A 17,237-nucleotide genomic window follows, 5' to 3' on the forward strand; every position below is an offset into this window, starting at 1 on the left:
GCGTCACCCCGTGTACTCGCTCCCGATCACTTCTCGAATCCGTTCGGCGGTCACCTTCCCGACGCCGTCGGCGTCCTGTAACTCCTCTTCGGTCGCGATCATGACGCCCTCGACCGTGCCGAACTCCTCGAGCAGTGATCTGGCCGTGACGGGACCGATCTCGGCGATCGAGGAGACCACGTACTCCTGTTGCTCGCTCAGGGTCTTCGAGCCCTTCTCGCCGTGGACCGACACTTCCCGATCGGCGGTCGCCTGCTCTCGACCGGCGATCACCGCCAGCAGTTCGGTCGTATCGTCCTCGCTCTCGGTGCGCAGGATGCTCGCGCCGAAGTCGACGGCGAGACTCGAGAGCGCGCCCCGGACGGCGTTCGGGTGGACGTCCCGCTGCTCGTACAGCCCCTCGCCCTCGACGATCACGATCGGCCGGGAGTAGTGGCGGGCCATCGCGCCGACCTGCTCGAAGACGGACCGGTCGCCCCCGACCAGCGAGTCGACGAAGTCCGCGACGGACTTGCGCTCGACGACGACCCGATCCGACAGGACGTAGTCGCCCACGTCGAGCGTCTCGAGGGTAATGTCGTACTCCTCGCGCCGCGAGAGCTCGCGGGCGATGTTCGCGTCCATCTCCCGCTGGTCGGCGACGACCGCGACGGTATCGCCTTCGGCGTGTGGCTCGTGGGTCTCGACGTCCTCGTCGATCTCGTCCACTCCGTCTCCGCTCTCCTCATTACTACCCGTTTCCGAGTTGTTTTCCCCGAATTCTTGCAGTCCCGGCCCCGCTGCAACCCCCTCGCTTCCGCTGGAGGAATCACCGACGGCGTCGGTGTTTTCGTCGTTCCCGTCTACTTTCACTCCGCTCTCTCCTGCCCCCTCGAAATCGGTCAGCGACTGCTGTGAGTCGTCGAGTTCCTCGGCGATTTCGGGGGCCAAACCCTTCAGCTCGCGGAGTTCGTTTTCCATTTCCTTCTCGCGCCGCCGCGAGATCCAGAAGTAGGCCTCGTCGCGGGTGTCCTCTGCCATGAGGACGACGACCCGCCCCTCGGTCTGGCGACCGGTCCGCCCCTTCCGCTGGATCGAGCGGATCGCGGTCGGCACCGGCTCGTAGAAGAGCACGAGATCGACCTCCGGCACGTCCAGTCCCTCTTCGGCGACCGAGGTAGAAACGAGCACCTCGAACTCGCCCGCCCGGAACTCGTCTAACACCTCCTGTTGTTGATTCTGGGTCATCCCGTCGGAGCCCTCGCGATCGCCCTGTCCGACGAACCGTTTCGCGTCGAAGCTCTCGGAGAGGAAGTCGGTCAGCGCCTCCGCCGTATCGCGGGATTCCGTGAAGACGATCACGCGCTCGCCGCCCTCGAGCCCCAGGGTTTCGGCGAGCAGCATGCGGGCTTTGCTGTACTTGGGGTGGATCTCGTCGAAGCTCTCGGCCTTTCGCATGGCCTCGCGAACGCGCGGGTCCGAGACCATCCGCTGGCTCGCCTTCGACGCTCCCGACGAGCGGGCCTGATTGCGCTGGCGCTCGAAGTAGCGACGGAGCGCCTCGACGCTCTGGGTCTCTACGAGGGTGACTGCCTGTCGGAGCTTCATCACCTCGGCGTGGATCGACATCCCCTCGAACCCCTCCGACTGATCGTTGTTGATCAGCTCCTGGAGCTCGGCCCGCATCCTGTTGAGGTCCTTCTGGGACTGGTCGGGCTGGGTCGAGCTCGCGACGCCCAGTTCCTTGAGCTTCTCGAGGCGCTCTTTAATGACCTCGTTCAGGGCGTCTCGGATCTCGAGGACTTCCTCGGGGAGGTCGATGCGCTCCCACTCGACGTCGGTGTCGTGGGTGAACTCGTCGACGTCGGCGTCCTCCTCGGTCATCACCTCGACCTCGTCCAGGCCGAGGTTTTCACAGACCTCGAGGATGGCCTCCTCGTCGCCGCCGGGCGAGGCCGACATGCCGGTCACGAGCGGTTTCTCGGCGTCGGTGTGGTAGCGCTCGGCGATGTAGTTGTAGGCGTAGTCGCCGGTCGCCCGGTGGCACTCGTCGAAGGTGATGTGCGTGACGTCGGCGAGCGAGATTCGACTCCCGACGAGGTCGTTCTCGATCACTTGCGGGGTCGCCATCACGACCGTCGCCGACTCCCACATCTCGGAGCGGTCCTCGGGACTGACGTCGCCGGTGAAGACGACGATCTCCTCGTCGGGAATCCGCAGCGCCTCCCGATAGAAGTCCGCGTGCTGCTGGACGAGGGGTTTCGTCGGCGCGAGCATCAGCGACTTCCCGCCGACCTCGTCGAGGCGACGCGCCGTCACGAGCAGGCTCACCGTCGTCTTCCCCAGCCCGGTCGGGAGGCAGACGAGCGTGTGGTTGTTCGCGGCCGTCCCCGCGAGTTTCAGCTGGTAGAGTCGCCGCTCTAAGAAGTCGGGCTCGAGGAGCGGATGCTCGATAGACGCGATTTCCTCGTCCGTCGTTGCCATTACCCTTCGTTCATCGTCGTCGCGAATAAGGATTCCTGTACCGCGGTGAAAGTGGTCTCGCGGACGGCGGTGCCGGGACCGGACAGCGGACGGTCGCACCTATAAATTCGCTGGCACCATAGGGGACGTATGGAAACTCGAACGATTACGCACCGCCTCCCGGACGGCGGCTCGATCCTCACCGCGATCGGCTTCGTCCTGCTGGTCAACCTCGTCGGCGCGGCTCCCAGCGTGGTCTCCTCGCCCGACACGCCGTGGTTTCGCGCGCTCGAGAAACCGGGCTTTTACCCACCGACGATCGCATTCCCGATCGTCTGGACGCTGCTGTTCACCCTGCTCGGCGTCTCGCTGTGGCTCGTCTGGCGCAGCGAGGCCGACGGCCGCCGCCTCGCGCTGGGGCTGTTCGCCGCCCAGATGCTGTTCAACGTCGCCTGGACGCCCGCGTTCTTCGCGCTCGAGGCCCCGCTCGTCGCGCTGGGTATTATCCTCGTCCTCTGGGGGCTCGTCGTCGGAACGATCGTCGCGTTCCGACGGGTCGATCGCCGGGCGGCGGCGTTGCTGGTCCCGTATCTGGTGTGGGTGACGTTCGCAGCTGTGCTCAATTTCGAACTCTGGCGGTTGAACGCCTGAGTGACGCGTCGATCCTCTTCCTCGAGACTCGGCTACTGCTCGTCGAGTGGGGGAAGCCACCACGTCAACACGACCGCGACGGCGACGAACCCGGCCAGCATGAAATAGGCCTCGTCGAAGTAGCCCCGATCGGCGAGCGCGCCGAACAGGACCGGGCTCATCGCGCCGATCGTCATATAGACGGTCCGCAGGAAACCCAGTCCGGTTCCCTGCATGTCCGCCGGAAACGCCGAGGTCATGTACGGCAGCGTGATCGTCCCGTAGCCGAGGATGCTCGAGAGGAAGACGGTCCCGACGACGATGGGCCAGAACCCCTCGAGGTAGGGGAGTGCGATCAGCGAGAGCACGACGATACCCAGCACGGGCGGCAGCGATTTCCGGATCCCGAACCGGTCGTACAGCCGGCCCGTCAGCGGCTGGACGACGATCCCAGTCGCGAAAAACGCGCTGAACAGACCGGTCGCGATGCCCTCGGATACGTCCTTGATCTGGATCAGGTAGGTCGGATAGAAGCCCGTAAACGCCTGCCAGACGCAGTACGTGAGAATTTGAATCGCGGTCACGGTGACGATCTCGGGCCGGTGCAGCTCCGAGCCGACGTAGCGGACCGTCTCGAGCGAGACGCTATCGACGGCGCTCCCGGCGCTCGAGGTGCGCGCGGGGACGACGAGCCGGAGTCCGACGGCGACGACGGCGAAGGCCGGTACCGCGAGGCCGAAGCCGTACTGCCAGGCGAACGCCGACGCGATGGCGCCGGCGGCCAGCGGCAGGAGCGTGTTGCCGGCCTGTCCCGCCGCCATCGTCACGCCGATCGCGGTGCCGTCGTTGTCGGGGTAGGTGTCGGACAGCGTCGTAAACCGGGCGACCCCGTACAGCGCCGTTCCGAAGCCGAACGCGGCCGTGGCGACGTACACGACCGGTGCCGAGCCGGCGATGGCGACGAGGCCAACCGTTACCGCGGAGATCACGGTACTCGCGACGAGGACGTTTCCCTCCCCAAACCGATCGGCGAGCAGTCCGCCCGGGAGCTGTCCCAGCGCGTAGCAGAGCCAGAGAGCCGTCAACAGGAACCCGGCGGTCGTCAGGTCGAGTCCGAAGTCCCGTCGGAGATAGGGGAGCAACACCGGGTACGCGAGGCGAACGCCGATCGAGAGAAACCAGCCGGCGGCGACGGCGCCGAGAACGCCGCCGCGGCCGTCCGCCAGAAAAGCTCGCAGGTTCGATCGTCGATTCGTCGTTTCTGGCTCCGACACGGATTGCCCCTTCGCGGGCGACGGTCTTGAGGGGATCAGAACTGGACGGCCTTGCCGATATCGGCAAGGCCGGGTGTGACGCGCTCGAACACCGCGACTGGTGAACGCTTCCGGACACTCGGCCGCGAGCTATACCGGCAGCGGCGCGAACTGGAGCGCCAGATACGCCAGACAGGCGGCGTAGATCGGGATCGTCAGGTTGTCGTCGATGATGTAGGTGCGGATCTCGAGGGTCACGCCGTCCGCGATCGTCGCACCGACTGCGGCGACGAGCGCGGCCACGAGCGGCAGGAAGGGGATCGCGATCACCGTCGAGACGAGAAACATCGTCCCCAGCACTTTCGGCGGTTTGACCCGCTGGAGACTGTTGTCCGATACCATTCCGCTGATCGGATCGCCCAGCGCGAGCATCAACATCGCGGGAAGCGCGATATCCGGTTCGAAGACCACCACGACGGCGGCCATACTGATCAGATACAGCGCGTAGGCGGCAGGGTTGTCCTGCTCGTACTCCCGAGTAAGCACGTCGTAGAGCCGCCAGTCGAGTCCGATCTGGAGTCGGACGAACTCGAGGACGAGCGCACCGGCCGCGAGGACGACCATGAGGATCCGAAATCGGTGCCACGTCAGCCCGACCTCGAGATAGTTTGCGAGTAGATAGAGGGCGACCAGCCCCGAGCCGCTGGCGTGGACGAGTCGCCGCTTCAGTTCGTCGGCCATCATTTCGTGCCTCGAGAGAGGTGACCTTCAGTCCGTCGGTTAGTTCTTCGGAGACCTATATATTATTTAAGAGGGCGAACGCGCCGACGCCGATCTATCTCTGATCCGGCACCTGGAGTATCTCGGGTCGATAGTGCTCAGGAACGGATGGATCGTTCCTCTCGAACGGTCGTATTCTGTCCTGAGTAACCCTCGATCGCGTCTACGACTCCGAATTCGTGTTTGATGTCACTGCCCCCATTGCTCACACCATCTCCCTCTGCCATTTTACACTTCAGTATAATTTACTTCTATGGGAAAAAATTTAATATATGATAATAAGATTAAATAGAGTACGTAATTGATAATAATTGGAATGCCTGACAATCGTTCGCAAAGAACAGACCGTCGAAGCGTACTGAAGGCTGTGGGCGCGATGGGTGCCATCGTCGGCGTCGGAAGCGCTGGCTCCGCGACCGCGAGTGGCGAAACGAAGGAACTCATCGTCGGAACGGAGGACGGCGTCGGTCTCGCCGACGTGAAGTCGACCGTCGAGACCGCGCTCCCCGCGGGTGCCGAAATCGTCCACGAGAACGACGTGCTCGGCTACGCCACCGTCGAGATCCCGGTCACCGAAGTCGGCACGATGAACGACGCTGCCTCGACGCTCGAGAGCCAGCACGGCGTCGAGTACGCCGAGGAGAACGCGACCTACTACGCGCTGGCCCAGCCCGACGATCCGCAGTTCTCGGACCAGTACGCGCCCCAGCAGGTCGACGCGCCAGAGGCGTGGGAGACCACCGAGGGTGAGGACGCCCTCCTCGCGATCGTCGACCAGGGCGTCGACTACGAGCACCCGGACTTGCGGGATCGGTTCGGCTCGAACGTCGGCTACGACTTCGTCGACGACGACGGCGACCCGATGCCGAGCTCGGCGTCGGAGAACCACGGCACGCACGTCGCGGGCTGTGCGGCCGCGGCGACGGACAACGGCCGCGGCGTCGCCGGCCCCTCGAACGCCCAGTTGCTGTCGGCCCGCGCACTCGGCTCCGGCGGCGGCGGCTCGCTCCAGGCTATCGCGGACGCGATCCAGTGGTCGGCCGACCAGGGTGCCGACGTTATCAACATGTCGCTGGGCGGCGGCGGCTCGAACAACCTGATGCGCGACGCCATCGACTACGCGTACGACAACGGCTCGCTGCCGATCGCGGCGGCCGGCAACGACTCCGGCAGCCCGGTCAGCTACCCGGCGGCCTACGAGAACTGCGTGGCGGTCGCGGCGATCGACCAGAACTATAACGCGGCCAGCTTCACGAACGAGGGCCCGCGCGTCGACGTCTGCGCCGGCGGCGTCGACGTCCTCTCGACGGTACCCAACGGCGGGTACGAGGAACTGTCCGGCACGTCGATGGCGTGTCCGGTCGCGGCCGGCGTTGCCTGTCTCGGAGCCGACGCGAACGACCTCACCGGTAACGACCAGGACCCTCAGCAGCTGCGGAACCTGCTGCAGGACACGGTCGAACCCGTCGACGGCCTGCGCGACAGCGTCCAGGGCGACGGCCTCGTCAACGCCGCCAATATCGTCGGCGGCGGCGGTGGTGGCTCCATCACGGAGGGCACCTACTGGATCGAGAACGTCAACAGCGGCAAGGCGATCGACGTCCTGGATGGTGGGACGAGCGACGGCGACGACGTGGTCCAGTGGGGCTACTGGGGCGGCGACAACCAGCGGTGGGATGTCATCGAGAACGACGACGGCACCTACCGCATCGAGAACGTCAACTCCGGGCGGGTCCTCGACGTGATCGATGGCGGAACGGGCGATGGCGACGACGTGATCCAGTGGGGCTGGTTGGGCGGCGACAACCAGAAGTGGGTGTTCAACGAGATCTAACCGGAACTGTCCTGGCGTCCCTTACAGTTCGTCGAACGAGACGTCGCCGGCGCGAATCGCCGACAGGGTCTCGGGTAGCTCGTCGATCGCGAGTCGCTTCTGCTCCGTGGAGTCGCGTTCGCGGACCGTGACGCCGCCCTCGTCCTGCTCGATGCTCTCGTAATCCACCGTCACGCAGAACGGCGTACCGACCTCGTCCTGACGCCGGTAGCGCCGGCCGATGTTCCCCGAGTCGTCGTACGTGACCGACAGGCCCGCTTCGCGGAGGTCCGCGGCGATGTCCCGCGCCGCGTCCTCGAGTTCGTCGTCGTTTTGCAGGGGGAAGACGCCGACGAACGTGGGTGCGACCTCGGGATCGAGCTCGAGGAAGGTTCGTTCCTCGCCGGCGACTTCGTCCTCCCGGTAGGCGTGGTGGAGGACGGTGTAGACCAGCCGGTCGACCCCGAAGGAGGGTTCGATCACGTGCGGCGTGATGTGCTCGCCCGCTTCGGTTTGCTCCTCGACGGCGAACCCGGTCTTCTCGACGGGGATCTCGTGGCTCTCGCCCGCGAGATCGATTTCGACCGCGTCGCCCTCGAACGCGGCACGGTCGCGGGCTGCGAGGTCCTCGAGTTCGCTCACCACCGCCTGTGCGTCGCCGCCGAACTCCGGCCCGAGGTAGCTCATGTCGGGATCGACCGTCGCGCGTTCGACGGTCTTCGGCTCGTCGTACTGCTTGAAGACGGTAAAGCGGTCGCCGGAGTGTTCGGCGTGCTTCGAGAGGTCGTAATCGCTCCGGTAGGCGAAGCCGGCCATCTCGATCCAATTGCCGTCGATCTCGCTCTCGGCGTCCCAGCAGTCCGCCGCGTAGTGGGCGCGTTCGCCCGAGAGGTGCTGTCGGAACCGGAACCGGTCCATGTCGACGCCGACGGCGTCGTACCACGGCTTCGCGACGCCGAGGAAGTACGCGACCCACGGACTGGCGATGGTTCCGTCGTCGACGGCCTCGCCGATCGTCGTCCGAATTTCCTCGCCGTCTTCGTCGTTCTGCTCGGTGGCCGGGTAGAGCGTCACCTCGACGTCCGCGACGCTCTCGAGGTTCGGCTCGTCCTCCTCGGGGTCGATGAAGTACTCGAGTTCCGCCTGCGTGAACTCCCGGGTGCGGATGATCGAGCGCCGGGGACTGATCTCGTTGCGGTAGGCCCGTCCGATCTGGGTCACGCCGAAGGGAAGCTGGTTTCGCGCGTATTCCTTGAGCCGCGGGAACTCGACGAAGATGCCCTGTGCCGTCTCGGGGCGCAGGTAGCCGGGGTCGGAGTCGCCGGGGCCGATGGTCGTCGCGAACATGAGATTGAACGCGTCGACGGCCTGGCCTGCCAGTCCCGCACCGCAGGAGGGACAGACGAGTTCGTACTCTGCGATGACGTCCTCGACCTCAGGAATGGGGAGGCTCTCGGCGTCCTCGTACTCGGTGTTGTCCTCGACGACGTGGTCCGCGCGGTGGCTCTCGCCGCAGTCGGGACACTCGACGAGCATGTCGTCGAAGCCGTCGAGGTGGCCCGACGCCTCGAAGACGGGTTCCGGCATGATGGTCGGTGCGTCGATTTCCATGTTCCCCTCCGCGAGCGCGAACCGGTCGCGCCAGGCGTCTTCGACGTTGCCCTTCAGCGCCGCACCCTGCGGACCGAAGGTGTAGAAGCCGCCGACGCCGCCGTACGCGCCCGAGGACTGGAAGAAGTAGCCCCGACGTTTCGCCAGTTCGACCAGTTTCTCGCTCGTGCGTTCGTGCTCGGCTGCCTGCTGTTGGTCACTCATAGAGCGCCTCCAGGAGATCGACGTCGCGGACGATGCCGACGAGCTCCTCGCCCGTCACCATCGGAATCTGTTCGATGTCGTTGCTGATCATCCGCTGTGCGGCCTCCTGAATCGACATCTGCGTCGAAACCGTCACCACGTCGTCGCTCATGAATTCCCGAACCGGTCCCGTCGGAATCTCGATGTCCCGCGTAGGAAGGTAGCGGCTCCCGACGGCCTTGATCCCCTCCCAGGACCAGTCGTCGTCCTGGTCGCCGAAGTTGTCGCCCGTCTCCTCCTCACCCTCGACGATCCGGGCGACCTCGAGGATGTCGACCTCAGTCAGCACGCCGTTCATCCGGCCGTCGTCGTCCAGTGCGATCGTGTAGGGGACGTTCGCGTAGGACAGTTCTCGCTCGGCGACGGGCAGCGGCGCACCCTCGTAGGTCGTGTTCACGTCCGCGCTCGCGTAGGACTCGACGGTCCCTTCGGTTTCCTGATCGCCCGCCGCAATCGCGTGGATAACGTCCGTCACGGTGACGATCCCCTCGAACTCGCCGTCGACGACCGGAACGCGGCGTGCGCCTTCCTCGACCATCGTCCGCGCAACGTCCTCGAGTGACGTCTCGGCAGTCGTCGTCGGCACGTCTTCCATCAGCATGACGAGCTGATCCTCGTCCGGCTGCTCGATGAGCGCTTCCCGCGAGATCAGCCCGCGGTACTCGAGGCCGTCGTCGGTCGATTTGACGACCGGGACGGACGAGAACGACTGTTCTTGTAGGTACTCGAGGACGTCCGAGCGGGTCCCCGGCAGGTCGGCGGTTACCACGTCGTCACGGGACGTCATCGCGTCGGCTACGTTCATATCCGCAGGGTACGGCGAAAATGAGTATAAACCCAGTGTTTCGCGGACCGGCTATCGGTTCGATTCCCGATCAGTCTCATTCCGGGACAGTCCGATTCGATGAGTTTATATGCACGTGGGTGTCACTCTCTCACATGGAGACGAACTCCCACGCCATGACGTCCGACGAAACGATCGTTGGTTCGATTGATTCGACGGCCACGAGCGACGAGTACGTCATCGCGGACATCTCCGCGGACGGCGCATGGCTTTCCATGCAGGCGGACGACGCGCCGACGCTCCCGGCCTGGCGATAACTGGGGGTGGGAGACAGGACTATTCTTCGACGAGTCCGGTCGCGACGACCGTCGCGGCCGATAAGGGCATACCGACAGTTGCCGCCTGCGTCCGCGCAGCCCACTGTTCGTACGCTTCCCGCGTCGGAAACGCGTTGACGGATGGACAGATCGTCGCGTAGGTGTCCTCGAGCGTCGGCTCTCGATCAGGGAGCGATTCGTCAGTTGTGACGCCGAACGAAACGGCTGCCGTCGACGGCGTCGCGGTCAGGTCCCCGGTCCCCGTTGCCCGAGCTTCGATGGCCGTTCCGTCAGGACTCCGCGTGTGAATCTCGACCGGCCTTGCTGCCAGTTCGGCGAGTGCAACGGCGTCGTAGAAACACTGGAAATCGTAACGCGTGCCGTCGAGTTCGCCCCAGTGATCCGTCTCACCGTCGGCGTGACAGAGTTCCTCGATGCCAATCGAGCCACCGCCCGTTTGCCGCCGGAGTTCGGCGACCCACTCCTCGAGCGTGGTGATCGACGCGCCGTCGAAGAACGTCGTCATCGCGGTCTGGACGTCGTCCGGAAGGGACGTCTCCATGACCGACGCGTCGCCGAGCCATCGATCGACCGTCGATTCGCTCTCACTCTCCGCGTCCGCGGGCAGGTTCGCGACTGAGCCACAGCATTCGCAGGTTCGGTCCGTCATGCACCAGTACTTCGACCCGCGAAGTATTTGTACTGTCGAGTCCGAAGTAACGGAGTAACTGCGGTGAACGAAAGCAATGACTGAAGCGACCGACGACCGACCCGAACCGTCCGACTCGCCCTGCAACGTCGACTGTTACTGTCAGTTAAACGGGCTGATGGACCTACTCAGTCGCCGGTACGCGATGCAACTGATCTGCGTCGTCGGTGCGATCGGTCCCGCGCGGTACGGCGCGATCGAAGACGCGTTCGAGGACGTGAGCAGTTCGACGCTCTCGAGTCGACTCGACGACCTCGTCGACGCCGGCTACCTCTCGCGGGAGCAGTACGCGGAGATTCCGCCCCGCGTCGAGTACGACCTCACCGACGAGGGCGAGGAACTCTGCCGGCGACTGCAACCGCTGCTCGAGTGGGCCGCCGATCGAGGCGCGTGATCGTGCTCGGCTCGAGACGCGCCGTCCCGCGACTCACCGACTATCCGGACGGTTTAGTACACTCCCGGCGATCGTACCGCATATGAGAGGATCCCGACCCGAGCGCAACGCGGAGGGCGACTCGAACGACGAGTTCGGGGCCGACTCCGACGGTTCCCGTCCCTCGGTGGTCTCCCTTTTCACTGCGCTGATCCCTCCGGCAGTTGCCCGACGCACGATCGCCGCATCCGTCACGACTGATCGGGGCGTCTACGAACGCGACGAGCCCGTCGAAATCACCGTCGCGTTCAAGAATCGACTCCCGATCCCCGTCGAACTCCCGACGCCCCGCCAGCGCCGCTGGGGCTGGACGATCGACGGCCACCTCGAGGCCAGCAACGAGCGTCTCTACACCCGTGAACAGCCCGCCACCTTCGACTTCCGCGGCGGCGAGCGGAAACGGCTGTCGGTGACGTGGAACGGCCGCCTCGAGCGGGTTCGAAACCAGGGGCGCCGCGAATCCGTGGTTCCCGAGCCGGGCGAGTACGAGATTCGGGCGTTCGTCGCGACGGACGAAACGGCGAGTCGGCCCAGCGATTCGACGACGATCAGGCTCGAGTAGCGGCGGGATCGGTCCGTCACCGGTACTAGCGAGTGATCGGACGGGACCCATTCCTCACGCAACCCTTATCCGTGTTCTATCGAGTGAGCAATCGCTCGTAGCGGACTACTCCGGTCGGCGGGGAGGTAAAAAGGTCTGCGTCCACGAAGTCCGTTCATCGACTCGACGCTCACCCGGTGAGGAAGCCGGCCGGCGGAATGCGCGTTGCGGGGCGGCCGTCCTCGGTCGTCGCCTGATCGGCCCCGAGTGAGGGTGAGTGGGCGATCGTTCGTCGTGCCTTTGCGATTCGCTGCGTGCCTGCCGTGACGGTGGTGAAAATTTTACTCATGCATGAGTAAAGAAGTGCGGCACATGCATAAGTGTTTTCGATATGAACGATTGTGTTAGTTCGACGGCAAAGCTCGCGGTTTCCGGAATCGATCGAACGGTCTTTCGGACCTCCTCGAGTCGAAATACGTCCGTATGGGAGACGAGTGCTATCGAGGCTGAAAGGTGATCAGAACACATACAAAATCAGGCACTACCGCTTCGACTGATCATCGATGCGGGTAGTACGCTGGGTCGGAGTCGCCGTGATGTGACTCGAGTTCGGGGTCGGAACGTTCTCGGAACGCGGATATCGGGGAGAGCGGCGATGAACTGCTCTCGGAGCGCAAAAGTCGGACGCCGTTCGCAACTCGCCGTGAAACCCGTTTCCCCGTCGGACGGAGACCGAATCGGGTGATCGGTTCTCGGTCGTCGCTCGCTGTCGGCTTACCCGGTCAGGAACCCGCCCGGCGAAACGCGCGTCTCGGGCTGGCCGTCGTCGCTCGTCTGGACGCCCGAAAACGAGGGCGAGTGGTCGATCGTTCGCTGTACCTTCGCGGCGGTGTTCGTGTACGTTGCCAGGATGGCGAGTATCTTACTCATACACGAGTTAATACTCGTGGCATACGGATAAGCATTATTGCGATTATCGACCGTGTTGGATGATCACCGATCGAGACGTGAGTGAACGAGTCTCACTATCCCGTTGGGTGCCGTTTCCCCTCTCGGATCGGCCAGCAGAAACGCCGGGACGCGACGTCGAGCGCGCGCCGAAATCGCTACCGGTGCAGGTGACAGGCCGCGAGGTGCTCGCCATCGCCGAACTCCGATTCGAGTTCGTACGCCGGCCGTTCGCGCGCGCAGATGCTCTGTTCGGCGAAGGACTCGAGTAGCAGGTCGGTCGCCTCCGACCAGCGCTCGGTTTCGTCGTCCACATCGATACCCGCGTTCCGGTCGCTGGCGAGGAGTTCGATCGCCTCCTCGACGATCGATCCCGCCTCCCCCCGCGGCAGGTCGCCATCGAAGAACTCGGCTTCGATCCGGTCGGCGGGCATCGGTTCGAACGTCCGCCGCTTGACCGCTCGCATGAACGCCCGCGTCTGTGCCCACTCCTCGCCCCTCCAGTCGTACGCGTCGGGGGCGATCACGCGCGGACACCGCGTCCGGAACCGACAGCCCGACGGTGGATCGACCGGGCTCGGCACCTCTCCCTCGAGCACCCCTCGCGCACCGTTCTCCCGCGGATCGGGGACGGGAATCGACTCGAGCAGGGCGCGCGTGTAGGGGTGTTGTGGGTTCTCGAACAGCTCTTCTTTCCCGGCGAGCTCGACGATATTCCCGAGGTACATCACCGCCACGCGGTCGCTGATGTGGCGGATCACCGAGAGATCGTGGGCGATGAAGAGGTAGGTGAGGCCGAACTCCTCCTGGAGTTGCTCCATCGTATTCAGCACCTGCGCCTGGATGGAGACGTCCAGCGCGGAGACGGGTTCGTCGCAGACGACGAAGTCGGGATCGACCGACAGCGCCCGCGCGAGGTTGATCCGCTGGCGCTGGCCGCCCGAGAAGGCGTGGGGATGGCGGTTGTAGTGGCGCGGATCGAGGCCGACCTTCTCGAGGAGCTCTTTCGATCGAGCTTCTCGCCCCTCGTCGTCGAGCATGTCGTGGGCCCGCATCGGTTCCTCGATGATCTGGCCGACCTTCATCCGCGGGTCGAGCGAGGACTGCGGATCCTGGAAGATCATCTGCATGTCCGAGCGCGTCTGCCGGAGCCGTTCCCCGCTGAGGTCGGCCAGATTCTCCCCCTTGAAGTAGATGTCTCCCTCGGTGGGCTCGAGTAGCCGCAGGACCGTTCGACCGAGGGTACTCTTGCCACAGCCGGACTCGCCGACGAGCCCGAGCGTCTCGCCGGGTTGAATCTCGAGGGAGACGTCGTCGACGGCCTTCACCGTCTCCCGGTCGACGCTGATCGGCGGGAACTGGCTCGGCTCAAACTGCATACCGGCCAGCAGTCCCGATTCCTGATTGAAGTACTTCGTGACGCCGTCGAGCTCGAGCAGTGCGTCGTCCGATTCGTAGCCGCTGTCTTCGTCCAGTCGGATGCCGCTACTCACGACCCTCACCTCCACTGTCGTCGCCCGCCGGATTCGCCGTGAGTTCCGACTCCGGCTCGCGTTCGGTCGATCCGACGGCTCCCTCGAGCATCGAGCTGTCCTCGTAGCCAGCGTCGAAGGCGTCGTGTTTCACGCAGGCCGCGCGATGGGGCTCGCCGTCTGCGTCGGCGACGGTCCTCGTCTCGGGGTGGACCCGTTTGCACACCTCCCGTGCGTCGGGACAGCGCGGGTGGAACCGACAGCCTGACGGCGGGTTGATCGCTTCGGGCATCACCCCCTCGATCGCCTCGAGTTCCGTGACGGTGCGATCGGGACGGGGAATCGAATTGAGTAGGGCGTTCGTGTACGGATGCTTGGTGTCGTAGAACAGGTCGTCCACCGGCGCTTGCTCGACGATTTCGCCGAGATACATCACGTTTACCCGATCGCAGATCTCGGCGACGACGCCCATATCGTGGGTGACCCAGATGAAGCTCGTCCCGTACTTGTCCTGGAGGTCGTCGACGAGGTCGAGAATCTGCCCCTCGACGGTGACGTCGAGAGCCGTCGTCGGCTCGTCGGCGATGATCAGGCTGGGCTCGCAGGCCAGCGCCATCGCGATCAGCACGCGCTGGCGCATCCCGCCGGAGAACTGGTGGGGGTACTCCTCGTAGCGCTCTTCGGGATCCGGAATACCGACTTCGCGGAGCATATCGATCGCCTCCGCTTTGGCCTCGTCCTTCGGCAGCCCCCGGTTGAGTTCGATGAACTCCCTGAGCTGCCCGCCGACGGTGAAGACCGGATTGAGCGACTCCATCGGATCCTGGAAGATTACCGCGATCTCGTTACCCCGAATCCGGGTCCGGATCTCCTCGTTGGACAGCATGTCGTCGCGCTCGCGGAGTTCGCCGTCGGGTCCCTCCTCGAGGCCGAAGATCGTCTCGCCTTTGTAGGTGATCTCGCCGCCGACGATCTCGCCGGGGCTCTCGACGAGCCGTAGCAGACTCATCGAGGCGACGCTCTTGCCAGCGCCGCTTTCGCCGACGAGGCCGACGATTTCGCCCTCGCGGACTTCGAAGGAGATCCCGTCGACGGCGCGTACTGTACCGGCTTCCGTGAAGAACTGCGTCTTGAGGTTCTCGACGCGGAGTAGTGGTTCGGAACTCATTGTTAGTCGTCAATCCGTGGGTCGAGGGCGTCCTGCAGGCCGTCGCCCAGCAGGTTGAAGCCCATGATAGTGATCATGATCGCCAGTCCTGGCCAGATCGAGAGCCAGAGGTTCGAGTGCATGTAGCCGTGTGAGATGTTGAGCATCTGCCCCCAGTCCGGGGTCGGCGGCTGTGCACCGTAACCGAGGAACGAGAGGCCGGCGACGACGAGGATCGTCACGCCGATCTGGAGCGTCGCGTACACAAGCACCGGCGCGAAGCTGTTCGGAACGACGTGTCGCATGATGATGTTGCGGTCCTTCACGCCGGACGCTCGTGCCGCTTCGATGTAGTCCATCTCGCGGATGCTCAGGACCCGGCTCCGGATGATACGGGCGAAGACGGGAACGAACGTGATCCCGACGCCGATCACCGCGTACCAGATGCTCGTCCCGCCGACGAAGACGGTGAAGACGATGATGAGGATCAGCGGCGGAATCGAGTAAATCATCTCGACGACCCGCATCAGGATGTCGTCGGTCTTGCCGCCGTAGTAACCGGCGACAGCACCGACAACCGTTCCGATGGAGAGCCCGATGAACGTCGAGACGATCCCGACGAACACCGACACCTGCGTGCCGTAGACGATCCTCGTGAAGTAGTCCCGCCCCGTGTGATCGGTTCCCAGCGGGTGCTCGAGCGTCCCGCCGGCCGGCAGCGGATTCCACGACTGCTCGGCGAGCGGGAAGTACGGTGGCATGTGCTGCGTGCCCTCACCCGGTGGTGGGATGCGCGTGGGATGATCGAAGATCGGTAACGCCTGTGCGAACGCGTAGTCCGGCAGTTGTCCGAACGTGATCAGGGAGAGGTTGCTGTCCACGATCGCATAGACCGCGACGGTTATCACGAACGCCACGACGTACAACCCCCAGCGGGCGGTCGTATCCCGCTTAATCTGTGCTAGCGTGTATCGCCAGCCGACGCGGGCCTCGACGTCTCCCTCGGCGGCCGCCGAATCAGTGCCACTGTCGAGTTGTGATTCACCGACTGCCATGATTAGTCCCTCTCACCGTAGGTGACCCGTGGATCGACGTACGCATACGAGATGTCGGTGATGATGACGCCGACCACGAACAGAAAGCCGAGCATCATCGTGATACCCATCACGAGCTGGTAGTCGTTCTGTTGGATCGCTTCGACGAACAGTTGTCCCATACCGTTGATGTTGAATACCGTCTCGGTCAGTACCGCCCCCCCGATTGCCGTCGACAGGTTCGCACCGACGATCGTGATAATCGGCAACTGGGCGACCTGGAAGGCGTGTTTTCGAAGAATCGTCCGTTCGGGTACGCCGTAGGCGCGGGCCAGTTTGACGTACTCTCCCTGCAGCGACTCGATCATCTGCGTGCGTTCGACGCGCATGATCGTCGCCATCTGCAAGGTCCCCAGCGCGATCATCGGCAACAGCAGATGTCTGGCCGACTGATAGTACAACTCGAGGTGGCCGTCGATCCCCGGATAGGAGCTGGGCGGTCGCCACGGATAGTAGAGCCCGCTCGAGGGGAGCCAGCCCAGTTTGACCGCGAAAATCAGGATCAGGACGATCCCGATCCAGAACGATGGGGTGCTGACGCCGAAGAGCGCGGCGACCCGCGAGGCGTGATCGGTCGGTTCGTTTCGCCTGTTGGCGGCGACGACCCCGAGCGGAATCGCGGTTACCAGCGCGAACGCGTACGCCGAGAGGACGAGCAGGAGCGTCGGTCCGAGCCGATCCATTATCAGCGCGCTGACCGGGCGTTGATAGTAGATGCTCTGGCCGAGATCACCCTCCAGCAGCCCGCCCATGTATGTTATGTACCGTTCGTGCAGGGGTCTATCGAGTCCGTACCGTTGTTCGATCGCTCTGACTAGCTCCTCGCTGTGTTCCTGTCCCTGAAGCATGAGGCTGACCGGATCGCCCGGCCCCAGGTTCGCGAGCAGGAACGTGATGACGGAGATCCCGATCAGGACGGGAATCGCCTGCAAGAGCCTGTATATCGTGTATTTGAGTAGCTTCATTGATTTCCGAATCAGTCTCTCTTCTCGTCGCTATCGTACTCGATTCGGCGTCACC

Annotated in this window: 17 protein-coding genes; 5 read left to right on the forward strand and 12 right to left on the reverse strand. The window is 64.3% G+C overall.

Annotation, left to right across the window (positions count from 1 at the left end):
• Positions 1 to 3 precede the first annotated feature (3 nt).
• Positions 4 to 2,463, reverse strand: a complete 2,460-nt coding sequence (locus LDB05_RS15390) for a DEAD/DEAH box helicase (protein ID WP_226004871.1) — start codon at positions 2,461 to 2,463, stop codon at positions 4 to 6.
• Positions 2,464 to 2,592: 129 nt separating this feature from the next.
• Between LDB05_RS15390 and LDB05_RS15395 the strand changes: the two genes are divergently transcribed.
• Positions 2,593 to 3,093, forward strand: a complete 501-nt coding sequence (locus LDB05_RS15395; RefSeq protein WP_226004872.1) for a TspO/MBR family protein — start codon at positions 2,593 to 2,595, stop codon at positions 3,091 to 3,093.
• 32 nt (positions 3,094 to 3,125) lie between these two features.
• Here the strand turns inward: LDB05_RS15395 and LDB05_RS15400 are convergent, their stop codons facing one another.
• Together LDB05_RS15400 and LDB05_RS15405 are read right to left on the reverse strand one after the other, a co-directional pair.
• A complete protein-coding gene (locus LDB05_RS15400; protein ID WP_226004873.1) occupies positions 3,126 to 4,346 on the reverse strand; it encodes an MFS transporter in 1,221 nt (406 codons plus the stop codon).
• A 129-nt stretch (positions 4,347 to 4,475) separates the two neighbouring features.
• Positions 4,476 to 5,066: a diacylglycerol/polyprenol kinase family protein gene (locus LDB05_RS15405; protein WP_226004874.1), complete on the reverse strand. Its 591-nt coding sequence runs from the start codon at positions 5,064 to 5,066 to the stop codon at positions 4,476 to 4,478.
• Between the two features lie 415 nt (positions 5,067 to 5,481).
• Here LDB05_RS15405 and LDB05_RS15410 point away from each other — a divergent pair, with 415 nt between their 5' ends.
• The gene (locus LDB05_RS15410) at positions 5,482 to 6,939 is read left to right on the forward strand and encodes a S8 family serine peptidase (RefSeq protein WP_226004875.1); all 1,458 of its coding nucleotides are present in this window, start codon (positions 5,482 to 5,484) and stop codon (positions 6,937 to 6,939) included.
• A 21-nt stretch (positions 6,940 to 6,960) separates the two neighbouring features.
• On the opposite strand, the gene glyS is transcribed toward LDB05_RS15410, so the two are convergent.
• On the reverse strand, positions 6,961 to 8,733 hold the full coding sequence (gene glyS, locus LDB05_RS15415; RefSeq protein WP_226004876.1) for a glycine--tRNA ligase: 1,773 nt from the start codon (positions 8,731 to 8,733) through the stop codon (positions 6,961 to 6,963).
• On the reverse strand, positions 8,726 to 9,577 hold the full coding sequence (locus tag LDB05_RS15420; RefSeq protein ID WP_226004877.1) for a CBS domain-containing protein: 852 nt from the start codon (positions 9,575 to 9,577) through the stop codon (positions 8,726 to 8,728). Before LDB05_RS15420 ends, glyS begins: the two co-directional genes overlap by 8 nt.
• A gap of 134 nt (positions 9,578 to 9,711) precedes the next feature.
• On the opposite strand from LDB05_RS15420, the gene LDB05_RS15425 reads away from it, so the two are divergent.
• Positions 9,712 to 9,873, forward strand: coding sequence for a DUF7556 family protein (locus tag LDB05_RS15425; protein WP_226004878.1), 162 nt, complete (start codon positions 9,712 to 9,714; stop codon positions 9,871 to 9,873).
• 19 nt (positions 9,874 to 9,892) lie between these two features.
• Here LDB05_RS15425 and merB read toward each other — a convergent pair whose 3' ends face one another.
• Complete coding sequence (gene merB, locus LDB05_RS15430; protein ID WP_226004879.1) at positions 9,893 to 10,543, reverse strand: organomercurial lyase; 651 nt, start codon at positions 10,541 to 10,543, stop codon at positions 9,893 to 9,895.
• A gap of 76 nt (positions 10,544 to 10,619) precedes the next feature.
• On the opposite strand from merB, the gene LDB05_RS15435 reads away from it, so the two are divergent.
• Both LDB05_RS15435 and LDB05_RS15440 read left to right on the forward strand, forming a co-directional pair.
• A complete protein-coding gene (locus LDB05_RS15435) occupies positions 10,620 to 10,976 on the forward strand; it encodes a winged helix-turn-helix transcriptional regulator (RefSeq protein WP_226004880.1) in 357 nt (118 codons plus the stop codon).
• An 82-nt stretch (positions 10,977 to 11,058) separates the two neighbouring features.
• The gene (locus LDB05_RS15440; RefSeq protein WP_226004881.1) at positions 11,059 to 11,577 is read left to right on the forward strand and encodes a DUF7974 family protein; all 519 of its coding nucleotides are present in this window, start codon (positions 11,059 to 11,061) and stop codon (positions 11,575 to 11,577) included.
• Positions 11,578 to 11,746: 169 nt separating this feature from the next.
• Here the strand turns inward: LDB05_RS15440 and LDB05_RS15445 are convergent, their stop codons facing one another.
• The 6 genes from LDB05_RS15445 to LDB05_RS15470 all read right to left on the reverse strand — a co-directional run bounded on the left by LDB05_RS15445 (position 11,747) and on the right by LDB05_RS15470 (position 17,182).
• Positions 11,747 to 11,905 carry a hypothetical protein gene (locus LDB05_RS15445; RefSeq protein ID WP_226004882.1) on the reverse strand — a complete coding sequence of 53 codons (159 nt, stop codon included), beginning with the start codon at positions 11,903 to 11,905 and terminating at the stop codon, positions 11,747 to 11,749.
• Between the two features lie 425 nt (positions 11,906 to 12,330).
• A complete protein-coding gene (locus tag LDB05_RS15450) occupies positions 12,331 to 12,486 on the reverse strand; it encodes a hypothetical protein (RefSeq protein ID WP_226004883.1) in 156 nt (51 codons plus the stop codon).
• Positions 12,487 to 12,662: 176 nt separating this feature from the next.
• Entirely contained in the window at positions 12,663 to 13,997 is a 1,335-nt protein-coding gene (locus LDB05_RS15455) for an ABC transporter ATP-binding protein (RefSeq protein ID WP_226004884.1), read from the reverse strand.
• Positions 13,990 to 15,144, reverse strand: coding sequence for an ABC transporter ATP-binding protein (locus tag LDB05_RS15460; protein ID WP_226004885.1), 1,155 nt, complete (start codon positions 15,142 to 15,144; stop codon positions 13,990 to 13,992). Before LDB05_RS15460 ends, LDB05_RS15455 begins: the two co-directional genes overlap by 8 nt.
• 2 nt (positions 15,145 to 15,146) lie before the next feature.
• Positions 15,147 to 16,178, reverse strand: coding sequence for an ABC transporter permease (locus LDB05_RS15465; protein WP_226004886.1), 1,032 nt, complete (start codon positions 16,176 to 16,178; stop codon positions 15,147 to 15,149).
• A gap of 2 nt (positions 16,179 to 16,180) precedes the next feature.
• Positions 16,181 to 17,182, reverse strand: a complete 1,002-nt coding sequence (locus LDB05_RS15470; protein ID WP_226004887.1) for an ABC transporter permease — start codon at positions 17,180 to 17,182, stop codon at positions 16,181 to 16,183.
• Positions 17,183 to 17,237 lie beyond the last annotated feature (55 nt).

Origin of the sequence: Natrinema salinisoli, assembly GCF_020405205.1 — an archaeon.
In the GTDB taxonomy this organism is placed as follows: domain Archaea; phylum Halobacteriota; class Halobacteria; order Halobacteriales; family Natrialbaceae; genus Natrinema; species Natrinema salinisoli.